Annotated in this window: 10 protein-coding genes, 1 rRNA gene and 1 pseudogene; 7 read left to right on the forward strand and 5 right to left on the reverse strand. The window is 71.0% G+C overall.

Features of this window, described 5'->3' with window-relative positions; all coding sequences use genetic code 11:
• A 16S ribosomal RNA gene (locus AB0N14_RS24730) occupies window positions 1-214 on the reverse strand; the annotation flags it as partial.
• Between the two features lie 567 nt (window positions 215-781).
• Between AB0N14_RS24730 and AB0N14_RS24735 the strand changes: the two genes are divergently transcribed.
• Both AB0N14_RS24735 and ptsP read left to right on the forward strand, forming a co-directional pair.
• The gene (locus tag AB0N14_RS24735) at window positions 782-1231 is read left to right on the forward strand and encodes a PTS glucose transporter subunit IIA (RefSeq protein WP_366027883.1); all 450 of its coding nucleotides are present in this window, start codon (window positions 782-784) and stop codon (window positions 1229-1231) included.
• A 79-nt stretch (window positions 1232-1310) separates the two neighbouring features.
• Window positions 1311-2981, forward strand: coding sequence for a phosphoenolpyruvate--protein phosphotransferase (ptsP, locus tag AB0N14_RS24740; RefSeq protein ID WP_366027884.1), 1671 nt, complete (start codon window positions 1311-1313; stop codon window positions 2979-2981).
• Between the two features lie 73 nt (window positions 2982-3054).
• Here ptsP and AB0N14_RS24745 read toward each other — a convergent pair whose 3' ends face one another.
• Window positions 3055-3948, reverse strand: a complete 894-nt coding sequence (locus tag AB0N14_RS24745) for a hypothetical protein (protein WP_366027885.1) — start codon at window positions 3946-3948, stop codon at window positions 3055-3057.
• A gap of 111 nt (window positions 3949-4059) precedes the next feature.
• Window positions 4060-6027 (reverse strand): acetoacetate--CoA ligase, encoded by a 1968-nt coding sequence (locus AB0N14_RS24750; protein ID WP_366027886.1) that lies wholly within the window; start codon window positions 6025-6027, stop codon window positions 4060-4062.
• Window positions 6028-6240: 213 nt separating this feature from the next.
• On the opposite strand from AB0N14_RS24750, the gene AB0N14_RS24755 reads away from it, so the two are divergent.
• On the forward strand, window positions 6241-8604 hold the full coding sequence (locus AB0N14_RS24755; RefSeq protein ID WP_366027887.1) for a glycoside hydrolase family 31 protein: 2364 nt from the start codon (window positions 6241-6243) through the stop codon (window positions 8602-8604).
• A gap of 49 nt (window positions 8605-8653) precedes the next feature.
• Here AB0N14_RS24755 and AB0N14_RS24760 read toward each other — a convergent pair whose 3' ends face one another.
• Both AB0N14_RS24760 and AB0N14_RS24765 read right to left on the reverse strand, forming a co-directional pair.
• Entirely contained in the window at window positions 8654-9193 is a 540-nt protein-coding gene (locus tag AB0N14_RS24760) for an NUDIX domain-containing protein (RefSeq protein ID WP_366027888.1), read from the reverse strand.
• Between the two features lie 46 nt (window positions 9194-9239).
• The gene (locus tag AB0N14_RS24765) at window positions 9240-10049 is read right to left on the reverse strand and encodes a M15 family metallopeptidase (RefSeq protein WP_366027889.1); all 810 of its coding nucleotides are present in this window, start codon (window positions 10047-10049) and stop codon (window positions 9240-9242) included.
• 199 nt (window positions 10050-10248) lie between these two features.
• Between AB0N14_RS24765 and AB0N14_RS24770 the strand changes: the two are divergent.
• From AB0N14_RS24770 to glpK, 4 genes and pseudogenes are all read left to right on the forward strand, one after another.
• Window positions 10249-11398 (forward strand): annotated as a pseudogene (locus AB0N14_RS24770) (lipid-transfer protein).
• Between the two features lie 40 nt (window positions 11399-11438).
• Window positions 11439-13079 carry a GGDEF domain-containing protein gene (locus AB0N14_RS24775; protein ID WP_366027890.1) on the forward strand — a complete coding sequence of 547 codons (1641 nt, stop codon included), beginning with the start codon at window positions 11439-11441 and terminating at the stop codon, window positions 13077-13079.
• 338 nt (window positions 13080-13417) lie between these two features.
• Entirely contained in the window at window positions 13418-14176 is a 759-nt protein-coding gene (locus tag AB0N14_RS24780; protein ID WP_366027891.1) for an MIP/aquaporin family protein, read from the forward strand.
• A gap of 21 nt (window positions 14177-14197) precedes the next feature.
• Window positions 14198-15718 (forward strand): glycerol kinase GlpK, encoded by a 1521-nt coding sequence (gene glpK, locus AB0N14_RS24785; protein WP_366027892.1) that lies wholly within the window; start codon window positions 14198-14200, stop codon window positions 15716-15718.
• Window positions 15719-15835: the final 117 nt, after the last annotated feature.

Here is a 15835-nt window from a genome sequence, read left to right on the forward strand (position 1 = left end):
ACCGCCGGAGCTTTCCACCATCAAAGATGCCCAAGATGGTCGTATCCGGTATTAGACCCCGTTTCCAGGGCTTGTCCCAGAGTGCAGGGCAGATTGCCCACGTGTTACTCACCCGTTCGCCACTAATCCACCCCGAAGGGCTTCATCGTTCGACTTGCATGTGTTAAGCACGCCGCCAGCGTTCGTCCTGAGCCAGGATCAAACTCTCCGTGAATGCTTCCCCGTAATCGGGGCGAACACCACGAGAGCGGAACCTCCCGAGGAATGATCGGAAGGTTCACAGCGTCCTCGCTGTGTTATTTCAAAGGAACCTCGACCATCGGAATCATCCGACGGACGGGGTATCAACATATCTGGCGTTGACTTTTGGCACGCTGTTGAGTTCTCAAGGAACGGACGCTTCCTTCGTACTCACCGGAGAGACTCACTCTCTCGGCTTTCCTCCGGGCGCTTCCCTTCGGTGTTTCAAACTCTATCAGTGTTTTTCCGTCCCTCTGACCACCGCCCTGCAGACATGCAAAACGGACCCCGAGATAGGATCTGACAAGTTTGGGTGCTGCCCGGCCAACGACGCTCGGTCGCATCGCTCCGCCCTAGGCAGGGGTACGACTGTACACCGGTCCGGGAGCGGGTGCAAATCACTCGTGCCGCGTTCCAAGGGTCGCCAACCCGTACGTCTCATGCGGAACCGGCAGTTCATATGACATACGCTGCTGCCCAGTGCGCCGTCCGGGACAGGCAGTGGCGGCCCCTTCGGATCTCCACCCCTGGGAGGCTTTCCATGACCACCGTGACGTCCCCTCTCGCCGGACGTGCGATCGGACTGGCCGCAGTGCCCGACCCCGTCTTCTCAGGAGCGATGGTCGGCCCCGGCATGGCGATCGACCCCGTACGTGAACCCGTGGAGGCCGTCTCCCCCGTGGACGGCGTCATCGTGTCCCTTCATCCGCACGCCTTCGTCGTGGTGGACGGAGAGGGACACGGCGTACTGACCCACCTGGGCATCGACACCGTGCAGCTGAACGGCGAGGGCTTCGAGCTTCTCGTCAACAAGGGCGACACCGTCACGCGTGGTCAGGCGGTCGTGCGCTGGAACCCGGCCGCCGTCGAGCAGGCCGGCAAGTCCCCGGTGTGCCCGGTGGTGGCGCTCGAGGCCACGGCCGACTCCCTGTCCGGTCTCCGTGAGGAGGGCGACGTGAAGGCGGGCGACCAGCTCTTCTCCTGGCAGTGATGCCGGCGCCGTAACTGAACGGCACAACAGACAACCATCGCGGTGGCGGGACCCGCCGCACGATTCGGAGACGGGTGAGATGGAAACAACGCTGCGAGGCGTCGGTGTGAGCCACGGTGTGGCGATCGGCGAGGTTCGGCACATGGGGACGGCGGTGCTCGAGCCCCCGGCGAAGCAGATCCCGGCGGAGGATGCGGAGCGTGAACAGGGGCGCGCACGCCAGGCCGTGGAAGCTGTGGCAGCCGATCTGATCGCGCGCGGCAATCTCGCGGGCGGCGAGGCGCAGGCGGTGCTGGAGGCCCAGGCCATGATGGCCCAGGACCCCGAGCTGATGGCCGACGTGGAGCGTCGCATAGCCGTCGGCAGCACGGCGGAGCGGGCGGTTTACGACGCGTTCGCCGCGTACCGGGAGCTGCTGGCGGGCGCCGGGGAGTACCTCGCCGGGCGTGTGGCCGATCTCGATGACGTACGGAACCGTATCGTCGCGCGTCTGCTCGGAGTGCCGATGCCGGGTGTGCCGGACAGCGACGAGCCGTACGTACTGGTCGCCCGGGATCTCGCGCCGGCGGACACCGCCCTGCTGGATCCGTCCCTGGTGCTCGGCTTCGTCACCGAGGAGGGCGGGCCGACCAGCCACAGCGCCATCCTGGCGCGGGCGCTCGGCGTTCCGGCCGTGGTGGCGCTGCCGGGTGCGGGTGAGCTCGCCGAGGGCACGGTGATCGCCGTCGACGGCAGCACGGGCGAGATATTCGTGAACCCGAGCGACGAGAAGAAGGCGCAGCTGGAGGCCGTGGCGGCGAAGCGCAAGGCGGCCCTGGCGGCCTCGACCGGGCCGGGTGCCACGGCCGACGGTCACAAGGTGCCGCTGCTGGCGAACATCGGTGGTCCGGCGGACGTGCCGGCCGCTGTGGATGCGGGCGCCGAGGGTGTGGGTCTGTTCCGTACGGAGTTCCTGTTCCTCGACGACAACAAGAAGGCGCCGTCCGAGGAGAAGCAGGTCGAGGCCTACCGGCAGGTCCTCGAGGCGTTCCCCGAGGGCCGGGTCGTCGTGCGGGTGCTGGACGCGGGTGCGGACAAACCGCTGGACTTCCTGACCCCGGCGGACGAGCCGAACCCGGCGCTGGGTGTGCGCGGTCTGCGGACGCTGCTCGACCACCCGGAGGTGCTGCGCACCCAGCTGACGGCGCTCGCGAAGGCCGCGGAGGGGCTGCCGGTCTACCTCGAGGTCATGGCGCCGATGGTCGCCGACCGCACCGACGCCAGGGCGTTCGCGGGCGCGTGCCGTGAGGCCGGGCTGCGGGCGAAGTTCGGTGCCATGGTGGAGATCCCGTCGGCCGCGCTGCGAGCGCGCTCGATCCTGCAGGAGGTCGAGTTCCTGTCGCTGGGAACCAACGACCTCGCGCAGTACACGTTCGCCGCGGACCGCCAGGTGGGTGCGGTGTCGCGTCTGCAGGATCCGTGGCAGCCGGCGCTGCTCGACCTGGTCGCGCTGTCCGCGGAGGCGGCGAAGGCCGAGGGCAAGAGCTGTGGTGTCTGCGGTGAGGCCGCGTCGGATCCGCTGCTGGCGTGTGTGCTGACCGGTCTGGGCGTCACCTCCTTGTCCATGGGTGCTGCGTCGATTCCCTATGTCCGGGCGACGCTGGCGAAGTACACGCTGGCCCAGTGCGAGCGTGCCGCGGCGGCCGCGCGTGCCGCGGACACCGCCGACGAGGCGCGCAGGGCGGCTCAGACGGTGCTGTCCGGCGAGTAGGCGGCACGCGTCGTCGCTCCGGCGTCAAGCGGCGAGGGGCGCTCCGCCTTCTGGTGGGGCGCCCCTCGCCCGTTCAATGGGCGTGACCGGGTGTGATGCCGTGGTCTCCGAGGTCGGGTGGGGTGCAGTAGTCGACACCGGATTCGGGCGAGACCAGGTCACCGGACTCGATGTCGGTGCAGTAGGCGTCGAAGACCTCTGCGGCGGTGAGTGGTTCCAGTCGTTCGCCGCGCAGGCGCCACCCGTAGACACGGTCGGGGGTGCCCGGCGCTGTGGTGCGCATGACGAGGCCGCCGGCGCTGTGGGTGGCGATGCCGAGGGCGAGGACGCTGGTGAATTCCAGTGCCTCGGTCTCGTCGAGGTGGGCCGTGCCGTCGCGGTCCTCGTCCGCGTGGAGCACGGCGACGAGTGTCTCGGGTGCGGCCGAGACGCTGCACACGAGGTGTCGGTGCCCGGGGCTCGCGGTGTCGAGGATGCGGGCGATGAGGCGGGAGGCGCGCGCGAAGGCTGAGCGCCCGATGTCCTCGCCGCAGGAGGCGCACACGCCCAGCCGGGCCAGCACATTGGTCGCGTACTGCCAGGTGGCCTGCCGTACTGCCTCGTCGATCAGGTCGGGGACCAGTTCGGCCAGGGGCTGTCCTTCGTACGGGAGGGTCGGTCCGGTGGCAGCCAGTTCCGCGGTGAAGCGGGTGCGGCTGGACGGGGCGTCCGGTTCCAGGCCGTTGTGGGCGCAGAACTCCGCGTACTCCTCCGGGTCGAAGAGGGCGACCGTGGTGTGGCTGCCCTGCGCGGCGAGGGTCCTGAGCAGGGCTTCCACCTGCTGCAGGTAGGTCGTGTGGTCGTCGAAGGTGAAGGTGCGGTAGCGCCGCATCGCGGTGAAGTCGTGTTCGTCCGTCAACAGGCCGATGGTGCCGGCGATCTCGCGGCGCAGGACGCGTCGCATGGTGCGCTGCTCGGTGTGCGGCATGATTCCCCCTACGTACAGTGATCCGTGCTCACTCAACGTAACGGACGGCACTGACAAGGGCCCGCCGGTCGAGGTGGCCGGCAGGCCGCCGCGGAGGCTGGACGGCGTGTGTCAGGCGCGTTTGCGGGCCAGGTCCTCGTAGAAGTGGAGCAGGTCGAGGTTGTCGATGGAGCCCGGGTTGACGGCCTTTTCCAGCGGGGCGCCCTGCAGGAGGCGTTTGACCGGTACTTCGATGCGCTTGCCCGTGAGGGTGTGCGGGACGCCCGGGACTTCGATGATCTCGTCGGGGAGGTGGCGCGGTGAGAGCTGTTCGCGGATGGTCTGCTTGATGCGGTTCAGCAGGGCGTCGTCCAGGACGGCCCCGGGGGCCAGGTGGACGAACAGGGGCATCCAGTAGCCGCCGTCGGGCTGTTCGATGCCGATGACGAGGGACTCCCTGATCTCGGGGAGGCGTTCCACGGCTTCGTAGATGTCCGCCGACCCCATGCGGACGCCCTGGCGGTTGAGCGTGGAGTCCGAGCGGCCGTGGATGATCACGGAACCGCGGGAGGTGACGGTGATCCAGTCGCCGTGGCGCCAGGCTCCCGGATACATGGCGAAGTAGCTCTCGTGGTAACGGCTGCCGTCGGGGTCGTTCCAGAAGCGGATCGGCATGGAGGGCATCGGGTTGGTGACGACCAGTTCCCCGACCTCGTCGATGAGGGGCTTGCCGCTGGGGTCCCAGGACTGCAGGTCGGTGCCGAGGCCGGGCGCCTGTAGTTCTCCGATGTACACGGGAAGAGTCGGTACGGCTCCCGCGAAGCAGGAGCACACGTCGGTACCGCCGCTGACGGAGGCGATCCACAGGTCGTCGCGGACCTCGTCGTGCAGCCAGGCGAAGCCGTCCGGTGGCAGCGGCGAGCCGGTGGTGGCCACGCAGTGCACCCTCGTGAGGTCGTAGTCGCGGGCCGGGTGCACGCCCCCCTTGCGGCAGGCCATGACGTACGCGGCGGACGTGCCGAAGAGTGTGGCCCCGGTGCGTTCGGCGACGCGCCACTGGGCGCCGGTGTCGGGGTGGCCGGGGCTGCCGTCGTACAGGACGATCGTGGTGCCCGTCAGCAGGCCGGAGACGAGGAAGTTCCACATCATCCAGCCGGTGGACGTGTACCAGAAGAGGCGGCTTTCGGGGCCGAGGTCGCAGTGCAGGCCGAGCTGCTTGAGGTGCTCGATCAGGATGCCGCCCTGGGACTGGACGATGGCCTTGGGCAGGCCGGTGGTGCCCGAGGAGTACAGCACCCACAGCGGGTGGTCGAAGGGGACCTGCTCGAAGAGGGGCTCGACGTCCGCCGAGGTCAGGGCCGACCATTCCAGGGCGCCTTCGGGGGCGGCGGTGCCGAGGAGCGGGATGTGGACCACGGCTCGCAGGGTGGGCAGTTCGCGGCGGAGTTCGGCGACGGTCTCGCGGCGGTCGTGCTCCTTGCCGCCGTAGCGGTAGCCGTCGACCGTGATCAGGACGACCGGTTCGACCTGCTGGAAGCGGTCCAGGACGCTGCGGGCTCCGAAGTCGGGTGCGCAGGAGGTCCACACACCACCGACGGCGGCCGTGGCGAGGAGGGCGACGACGGCCTCGGGGATGTTGGGCAGGTAGCCGCTGACGCGGTCTCCGGGGCGTACGCCGAGGGCGCGCAGTTCGGCGGCGAGCGAGCCGACCTGGCGGCGCAGCTCGGACCAGGTGACCCGGCGGGGCTCGTGGGTCTCGTCGACGGCCAGCAGGGCGGGGTCGTCGGCTCGGGTGGCTGCCGCGCGCAGGGCGTGTTCGGCGTAGTTCAGGGTCGCCCCGGGGAACCATTCGGCGCCCGGCATGGAACGGTTGCCGAGCACGCGCGCGTAAGGCGTGGAGAACCGTACGTCGAACCACTCCGTGACGGCCTTCCAGAAGGTCTCCAGCTCGTCCACCGACCAGCGGTGCAGCGCTGGGTAGCCGCCGTCGGCAGGTGCTCCGTGGCGTTCGGCCGCCCAGGCCTGGAACCGGGTGATCTGTGCCCGGGCGATGCGGTCGGCGTCGGGCTGCCAGAGAGGCGTGGGGTTCGCTGAGGTCATGGGGCGGCTCCCGGACTGTACGCGTCGTGTGCGTGGTCCGCGCACGTGCTGGGGTGTGCGCGTCACGCGGCTGACACGGACGATGCCATGTGATCGACTTCTGCACCAGGGTGTGCCCCACATAGTCGGCATCGCGAAGCTGTGCTCAGAACACAGGTGAACGGCAGTTGAACGGTACCCCTGTACGAGGACGTCAGTGGCAGGGTGAGCAGCATGGACGGTCGTGACCTGGTGCGTTCGGTGAAAGCGGTCGGTTCGGGGGGTGCGGCAGGGGGCCTGCGCACCGTGCGGGCCGCCTGGCGCAGGCGGCGTGCCGACGCCACCGGGTTGCCGCGGCGGGGCGCGGAGCGGGCGCGGGTACCTGGGCCCGTGCGGGACGTGGAGCCCGGGCCGGGCGGGGGCGTCGTACGGTTCGCGCGCACCGAGCTGCGGGTCATGGTCGCCGTGAACGGGGCCGTGTTCTGGGGCTGGGACGGGGTGGCGCCGGAGCCGTCCTACGCCCTCGCGGGCCGCTGCCCCGAGCCGGATCCACGGGCGGTGCTGGAGCCGGACAAGGACGGCGGATTGCGGGTCGTGGCGGAGCGCGTCACGGTCGTGGTGTCGCGGCACGGGGCGATCGAGGTGTGTACGCCCGGTGGCGTGACCCTGCGCCGCGACCTGCCGCCCCGGTGGTGGGAGCCGGCGGGCGGGGGCGGCGCGCGCTGGATGCAGCGGGCGGAAGTGGCCCCCGACGCGCGCTTCTTCGGGCTCGGCGGGCGGGTCGGGGGGCCGCGACTGCGCGACGGGACGTACCGGCTGTGGAACACGGACCCGGGGCGGCCGTTCGGACCCGGCGACGACCCCCTGTACATCACCATGCCGGTCCAGATGGTGGTGGCCGATGCGGGCACGCATCTGGTCTTCCACGACACCTCGTGGGACGGCACGGTGAGGTTGCGCGAGGGTGAGGAGGGTGCCGGCTCCGGGCACGACCGGGCGGGAGCCTGTGAGGTGCGGATGGACGGCGGGCCGCTGCGCTGCTGGGTGATGGTGGGCACCCCCGCGCGCGTGCTGCGCGTCTGGGCATCGCTGACCGGGGTGCCGGCCGTGCCGCCGGCCTGGGCACTGGGGCACCATCACGCGCGGTGGGGCTTCGGCAGCGAGCAGGAGGTGCGCCGGATCGTCGCCGGCTACGCGGAGCACGGCCTTCCGCTCGATGCCGTCCATCTCGACATCGATCACCTCGACGGCCACCGGGTGTTCTCGGTCGACCGGGACCGCTTCCCGAAGCTGCCGGTGCTCGCCGAGGATCTGCGCCGGGACGGGATCCGCCTGGTGTCGATCGTCGACCCCGCGGTCAAGGACGAGCCGGGCGATCCCGTGTACGACAGCGGGCGCGCGAAGGACGCGTTCGTGCGGGACGCGTCGGGGCGGCCGGTGGTGGGGGTCGCGTGGCCCGGTGAGACCGTCTACCCCGACTTCACGCACGCGCGCGTGCGTGAGTGGTGGGGCGGGCTCTACGAGGAGCGCCTCACCCAGGGCTTCGCGGGGTTCTGGCACGACATGAACGAGCCGGTGTCGTTCACGGCCTTCGGGGAGAACACCCTGCCGCGCTCGGCCCGGCACGCGCTGGAGGGCCTTGGCGGCGACCACCGGGAGGCCCACAACGTGTACGCCCTGTGCATGGCGCGGGCCGCTTACGAGGGGCTGCGCGGCCTCGTCCCCGATCAGCGGCCGTTCCTCTTCTCGCGCTCCGGGTGGGCCGGCATGCAGCGCTACGGCGGGACCTGGTCCGGGGACGTGGCCACGGGCTGGCCGGGGCTGCGCGCCTCGCTGTCGCTGGTGATGGGACTCGGGCTGTGCGGTGTGCCGTACTCCGGGCCGGACGTCGGCGGCTTCGACGGGAGTCCGTCGCCGGAGCTGTATCTGCGCTGGTTCCAGCTCGCCTCCTACTTGCCGCTGTTCCGCACACACGCCGGTCCCCGCGCCGGGCGGGAGCCCTGGGAGTTCGGCGACGACGTTCTGGAGCACGCGCGCGGGGCGCTCGCCGAGCGACGGCGGCTGCTGCCGTACTTCGTCACCCTGGCGCATCTGGCGCGCCGCACGGGTGTGCCCTATGTGCGGCCCCTGTGGTGGGGCGCGCCCGAGGACAGGGCGCTGAGGGACTGCGAGGACGCCTTCCTGCTCGGCGACAGCCTCCTGGTGGCACCGGTGCTGGAGGCCGGCGCGGTCCGGCGGACGGTGCTGCTGCCGCCCGGCCGCTGGTACGACACGGTGAGCGAGGCGGTGTACGAAGGGCCGGGCCACGTGGTGGTCGACGCGCCCCTGGGGCGGATCCCGGTGTTCGCGCGAGCGGGCGCCGTCCTGCCCGTACGGGGTGCCGACGGGGACCTGGAGCTGGAGGTCTGGGCTCCCGCGCGGGGGCGGTCCGGGGGCGGGACGGTGGTGCCGGACGCGGGCGACGGCTGGGAGGAGCCGGAGATCGAGCGCTATGTGACGCGGTGGAAGGGGCGCCGGGTGGTGGTCCGGCGGGAGACGGACGAAGGCCGCAGCGATCCCGCGTATCCGGTGCGGGTACGGGGCCTGGACCACGCGTGACCCGGTTCGGGACGCGCGCGAGGCTGTGCTGCGCGCGTCCCGCGTGAGCTCACACGTAGCGGCCCTCGAACCACCCCTGCACTGCCAGCGTGTGCAGGGGGAAGGCGAGTTCGGCGGGTCGGCGCAGGAGCTGCCAGCCCTCCGTCTCGTCCGTGCCGGCTGGTGGCGGCAGGTCCGCGGCCGGACGCTCCGGGAGAAGCCCGAACAGCAGCAGGTGGCCGTCGGGCGAGCTCATCGCGTCGACGAGCCGCACATCGCGGGCGGCGGCGCCGATGCCGGTCTCCTCCTCCAGCTCCCGGACGACGGCGTGCCTCCAGTCCTCCCGGTGGTCGATGAACCCTCCGGGCAGGGCGACGCCCCCGCGCGCGGGCGGGATGGTCCGGGTGATGACCACGAGGGACGTGCCCTTGGTGTCGTACACGGGCTGGAGGGCGACCGCGACGGGCAGCGGGTTGCGGTAGGCCACCGTGCCGCAGGCGGCGCAGGTGCGGGGCCAGCCGGAGATGCCCTCTCCGTAGGGCGCTCCGCAGCTCGAACAGTGGGAATCCGGCGCGGAGTCGACGGCGGACGGGATCGGGGATTCGGACACTGGCGGACTGTATCCGATCATCTGTGCGGCGTCTTCCGGGGGCGGCTCAAGGGGAGGACGTCAGCGACTTCATGGACACGGGGAAGTCGAAGTAGGTGTCCGGGTAGGGCTCCGGCTTGAAGGTGTAGTGCCACCACTCCTCGGCGAGGTTGACGAAGCCGAGGCCCTCGAGGGTGCGCTTCAGGAGCTGCCTGTTGGCGCGCTGCTCGCCGACGATCCGGGGGTCGTCCGTGTGGGCCAGTGTGTCGAAGCAGTCGAATCCCGTGCCCATGTCGACGGAGTTGTCGGGAAAGCGCTCGGCCTTCGGCGCGTAGCACGGCACGAGCGGCCGGCCGGGGACGTAGGGACGGGTCGGCCTGGCGGGCAGACGGACGATCGTCAGGTCCATGGTGGATCCGCGGCTGTGCCCGGACTTCTCCGCGATGTAACCGTCCGCGAACAGGCGGTTCTTGTCGACCCGCGGATAGAACTCGCCCTTCATCCTCTGGTCGTCGAGGTCCTTCGCCCAGCGCACGAAGTGGTCGACGGCGCGTTGCGGCCGGTAGCAGTCGTAGACCTTGAGCGTGTAGCCCTCGCGCACCAGCTTGGTCTGTGCCTTGTGGAGCGCTTCGGCGGCCGGGCGGGTGAGGATGCACAGGGGCTGTTGGTAGCCGTCGATGCGCTGGCCGACGAAGTTGTGCGGGGTGAAGTACCGGATCTCCTCGAGGATCGTCGGGTCCACGGATCTCAGCGCGACGAAGTCCGAGGGCGCCTTGGGCTGCGGCGCGGCCGGAGCGGTGGTCGATGCGGAGACGACGGCGAGGAGTGCGGCGAGCGCGGTGGCCAGGCTTCGTAGGACGACCGAGAAACATGTCATGTCCCTTGCATTTATCAGTCGAGGTTCGGCGGGGGAAGGACGCCTGTGCCGTTCTGCGGCGACTCTGCCGATTTCCCGGAGCACGTGGCAGGCTCCTGACGTTCCGTCAGGTCAGTGCTAGCGAGGGCCATGTCGCGCATCCGCACCCCCGTGATGGCCGGATGGTTCACGGGACGACGTGGGGGTGCTCGGCGCGGGCATGCACCCGTGGGGCAAAGGGGGACGGGGCTTCGTGGCGTACGGGACAGTGGCCGCGCGGGCGGCGCTCACCGACGCGGGGGTCCACTGGCGGGCCGTCGGCTCGATCGTGGGTGCGGACACCGTGCGGGGTGGTTATCCCGGGTACGTGGCGGGGGCGACGTTCGCCAAGGCGCTCGGTTGGCAGGGGGCGCGGGTGACGAGCGTGTACGCGGCGTGCGCCTCGGGGGCGCAGGCCGCCGACACCGCACGGGCTCAGATCCTTTGCGGACTCGCGGACGTGGTGCCGGTGGTCGGCGCCGACTCGGCCCCCAAGGGGTTCTTCCGCCCCGCGGACGGTGACCGGCCCGACGATCCGGACTGGCTGCGGTTCCGGATCCTCGGGGCGACCAACCCGGCGTACTTCGGTCTGTACGCCCGCCGCCGGATGGCCGTACACGGGGACACGTCGACGACTTCGCGCGCGTCAAGGTGAAGAACGCGGCCATGGGAGCAACCAATCCCAACGCCCGGTACCGCAAGCGGGTCACCGCCGATGAGGTCGCCGCCTCGGCGGTGGTGGCCGACCCGCTGCGACTCCTCGACATCGGCGCGACCTCGGACGGCGGGGCGGCGCTCGTCCTGTCGAGCATGGAGTTCGCGCACCGGCACGGAGCGGCGCGGCCGGTGCGGATCCGGGCGGTGTCCACGGTGACGCCGCGCTATCCGCAGACCGTGCTGGACCTGCCCGACATCGCCACGGACTCGGCTGTGGCGGTCGAGCCGGCATCCAAGACGTACCGCGCGTCGATCGCGCGAGCCGCCTACGAGGAGGCGGGGATCGGGCCCGAGGACCTCTCCCTCGCCGAGGTCTACGACCTGTCCACGGCCCTGGAACTGCAGTGGTACGAAGACCTGGGCCTGTGCCCGCGGGGCGAGGGCGCCAAGCTGCTGGGAGAGGGCGCCACGGCCCTCGGCGGGCGCATACCCGTCGACGTGAGCGGCGGTCTGGCGTCCTTCGGTGAGGCCGTCCCGGCGCAGGCGATCGCCCAGGTGTGCGAGCTGACCTGGCAGTTGCGGGTGAGGCGGGAGACCGCCAGGTGGCGGGGGCACGAATCGGGGTCACCGCGAACCAGGGGCTGTTCGGGGAATGCTGTGTGAACAGGTCATGAACTGGGCCTCGGCGGGCGCCGACGACGCCATCATGCTCCCGTGCCCTCCTGGACGGACAGCATCCGCTTCGCCTTCCAGCCGGTGGTCAATCTGACGACCGGAGGGGTGGCGGCACTGGAGATTCTCGCGCGCCCGGAGACCGGCGATGTCCTCGCGCAGGCCCGCCGGGACCCTGAACTCGACGGCGGTCTGGCCGCCTTGGCGGTCGGCGCGGCGGCGCGGAAGGAGACCCTCCTGCCGCTGCACGTCAACGTGTTCGCGGCCACGCTCGCCGATCTCGGCGGCCTCACCGCCCTGCGGCAGGCCGTGCGCCAGGCGGGGCGGCTGCCGTGGGAGGTGACGGTCGACGTCGGTCCGCCGTACACGCACGTGCCGCACCGGGCCCTGTTGGACGCCGTGGGCGCGCTGCGCGGCGAGGGTTTCCGGATCTGCGCGGACGGAGTCGGCGACGGCGACGCACCGCTGCGCCTGCTGGCGGACATGGCGCCGGATCTCATGAAGCTCGACGCGTCCCTGCTGACACGGCCGGCCGCGGTGCGGGCCATGCGGACGCTGTGTGAGCAGCTGGGCGCGCTGCTGTCGGTCGAAGGTGTGGAGACCGAGACGCAGTGTGCGGCGGTACGGGCGGCGGGCGCGCAGTTGGCACAGGGTGATCTGTTCGCGCCGCCGTCCCGGCGGCCCGCCGTGGACGTATACGTTCCGGTGACGGTCCCTTCCGTGCCGGCGACCCCGCGTACCGGGCCGTCGGTGCGGCAGTTCCTGCGGCCCGCCGCGCTGCTACCCGCGACGGCCTCGGCGGGTCAGGTGCGGGCGCTGCTCACCGGGTCACCGGAGGTGTCCGGTGTGCTGCTGGTGGACCGGGCCGGGGTGCCGGTGCGATCGGTGCACCGTTCGCGGTTCCTGCTGCCGATGTCGGGGCGGTACGGGCATGCGCTGTACGCCGACCGGCCCGCCGCGAAGCTGGGTGATCCGCCGCGCACGGTCGGCATCGGCGCCACGGCCTGGGAGGTGCTCGACGTGGTCGCGGACGGCGAGCGGGACCGCACCTCGGACGACGTTGCGGCGGTCGACCGCCAGGGGCGGTGTGTGGGCGTCGTACGCCTCGCGGACCTCGTACGGGCGCTGGCCGAGAGCCGGGTCGAGGAGGCGGCGGGGCTCAATCCGCTGACCCGGCTGCCCGGGTCGGACGCGATCACCGGTGAGGTGGACCGGCGGATCGCGGACGGACGAGTGTTCGCGCTGAGCTGGCTGGACGTCGACCACTTCAAGCAGGTCAACGACGGGGCGGGGTTCGCCGCCGGTGACGAGCTCATCCGTGCGGTCGGGCGGGCGTTGCAGGGCGCGGCGTCGGGAAGCACCCGGGTGGGGCACATCGGCGGGGACGACTTCCTGGTGCTGGCCGATCCGGAGAGGCTGGATCCGCTGGCGGCGTCGGTGCTGGACGCCCCTTGGTCGGCGGGCGGGCGCACGGTCACGCTGTCGCTGGCCACGGTCCTGTGCGCGCCCGGCAGCGTGACCGACCACCGTCAGGCGGCGGCGTGTCTGGCCCCCCTCAAGCAGGCGGCGAAGGCGCTGAGCGGCGCCAGTTGGGTCCTGGGCCGGGCCGGTCTACCCGGCCACGAGATCCGCCGCGGCTCGCTTCCGGCTCCGGCCCCGGCGGGCGTCCCGGGCGGCCGCTGACACCAGGCCGCGCCCGCCTGCTCTCCCCGATCCTGCGGATGCCTGCCCACCGTTTACGTCGCCTGCCTTGACGCTCCGTGGGTGCGGGAGAAAACTTCCGGATGTCAGTCGGCATCGCCGCATTCGGGCGTCTTCAGGTCATGCGACCCGAGGCCCACACCGGCACCAACGGGTTGTCCCCCACGGGCGGTTCCGCTGCACAGGCACGCTCGTCGCGGACGCCGGGCGGGGTTCGGGACGCTCCCTGCCTTCGGCTGAAGTCGCCAAGGGAAACGCAACCCTGCACGGAGGACCGACACGGGGTCGGACGGACCCCGGGCGAGGGCCTAGGAGCCGCCATGACGCATGCAAGCATTTTCGTCGGCGAGTTGATCGGCACGGCCGTACTCATCCTGTTCGGCGCGGGAGTCTGCGCCGCCGTCACCCTGCACTACTCCAAGGCCAAGGGCGCGGGCTGGGTCGTCATCGCCTTCGGCTGGGGCTTCGGCGTCCTCGCCGGCGCCTACACCGCCGCCCCCAAGTCCGGCGGACACCTCAACCCGGCGGTGACCATCGGCCTCGCCATCGCCGGCATCACCAAGTGGGAGGACGTCCCGTACTACCTGCTGGGCCAGATGGCGGGCGCGATCCTCGGCGCCGTGCTGACCTGGCTCGTCTACTTCGCCCAGTTCCAGGCGAACGCCGAGGAGGACAGGGCCCAGCCCACGCTCGGGATCTACTCCACCGCCCCGGAGATCCGCAATCCGGTCGCCAACCTGATCACCGAGATCATCGCGACCGTGGGTCTGGTGCTGCCCATCCTGTTCTTCGGCAAGAACCTCGGAACCGGTATCGGCATCATCCCCGGCACGACGGCGTACGGCTCGGGCATCGGCATCCTGCTCGTCTCCCTGCTCGTCGTCGGCATCGGCCTCTCCCTCGGCGGGCCCACCGGATACGCGATCAATCCCGCCCGGGACCTCGGCCCGCGCATCACCCACGCCCTGCTGCCGATCCCCAACAAGGGCGGGTCGGACTGGGGCTACGCCTGGATACCGGTGGTAGGACCGCTGATCGGCGGTGCGCTGTCGGCCCTTGTGTACAAAGCAGCCTTCTGACCCTTTGACGAAGGGGACGTCATGACGGACCACGACCGCAAGTACGTCGCCGCTATCGACCAGGGCACCACATCCAGCCGCTGCATCGTCTTCGACCACAGCGGCGGGATCGTCGCCGTGGACCAGCGCGAACACCGCCAGATCTTCCCCAAGCCGGGCTGGGTGGAGCACGACGCCACGGAGATCTGGTCCAAGGTGCAGGCGGTGGTCGCGGGGGCGATCGCCAAGGCCGGGCTGCGCGCCGACCAGATAGCCGCGCTCGGCATCACCAACCAGCGCGAGACCACGGTCCTGTGGGACCGCGCCACGGGCAAGCCAGTGCACAACGCGATCGTCTGGCAGGACACCCGGACGGCCGCGCTGTGCAACGAACTCGGCGGCCCCGACGGGCAGGACCGTTTCCGCGAGCAGACCGGGCTACCGCTAGCGAGTTACTTCTCCGGACCCAAGGCGACCTGGCTGCTGGACAACGTGCCCGGGCTCAGGGCACGAGCCGACCGCGGCGAGATCGCGTTCGGCACCATCGACTCCTGGCTGATCTGGAACCTGACCGGCGGCACGGACGGCGGACGGCACGTCACCGACGTCACCAACGCGGGGCGCACGATGCTGATGAACCTTCAGACGCTCCAGTGGGATCCCTCCATCCTGTCCGCCATGAACGTCCCGGAGGCGATCCTGCCGGAGATCAGGTCCTCCTCCGAGGTGTACGGGACCGCTGTCGGCCAACTCGCGGGCGTCCCCGTCGCCTCCGCGCTGGGCGACCAGCAGGCGGCGGTGTTCGGGCAGGCCTGCTACGACGTGGGGACGGCGAAGAACACCTACGGCACGGGCAGCTTCCTGCTGCTCAACACCGGCAACCGGCCGGTGCCGTCGAAGAACGGGCTGCTGACGACCATGGGCTACAAGATCGGTGACGAAGCGCCGGTCTACTGCCTGGAGGGGTCGATCGCGATCACCGGCGCGCTGGTGCAGTGGTTCCGCGACCAGCTCGGCATCATCCGCACCGCGGACGAGATCGAGACGCTGGCGGCGAGCGTCGACGACAACGGGGGGGCGTACATCGTGCCCGCCTTCTCCGGCCTGTTCGCCCCCTACTGGCGCTCCGACGCGCGCGGGGTGGTCACCGGGCTGACCCGCTACGTCACCAAGGCACACCTGGCGCGGGCGGTGCTGGAGGCGACGAGCTGGCAGACGCGTGAGGTCGTGGACGCCATGTACCAGGACTCCGGGGTGCCGATCACCACCCTGAAGGTCGACGGCGGCATGACGAAGAACAACCTGCTGATGCAGCACCAGGCGGATGTGCTCGGCGTGCCGGTGATCCGGCCGAAGGTCTCCGAGACGACCTGCCTGGGCGCCGCGTACGCGGCCGGCCTCGCGACCGGGGTGTGGAACGACCTCGACGAGCTCAAGTCGCACTGGCAGAAGGACGTCGAGTGGACGCCCGCCATGGAGGCGTCGGTCCGCGACCGGGAGTACCGCAACTGGCGCAAGGCCGTGGAGAAGAGCTTCGGCTGGCAGGAGGACGAGGCGGACTGACCCGCGCGTCAACGCGCGCGTGCGTCTCGCATGAGCCACGCGTGCGTGCGTGCCGCCTGAGCCACGCGCGCGTGCGCTACGGCGGCTCGTACCCCGGTCGGCGGGGGTACGGGCCGC

The sequence above is a fragment of the Streptomyces sp. NPDC051104 genome (genome assembly GCF_040682835.1).
Classification (GTDB): domain Bacteria; phylum Actinomycetota; class Actinomycetes; order Streptomycetales; family Streptomycetaceae; genus Streptomyces; species Streptomyces cynarae.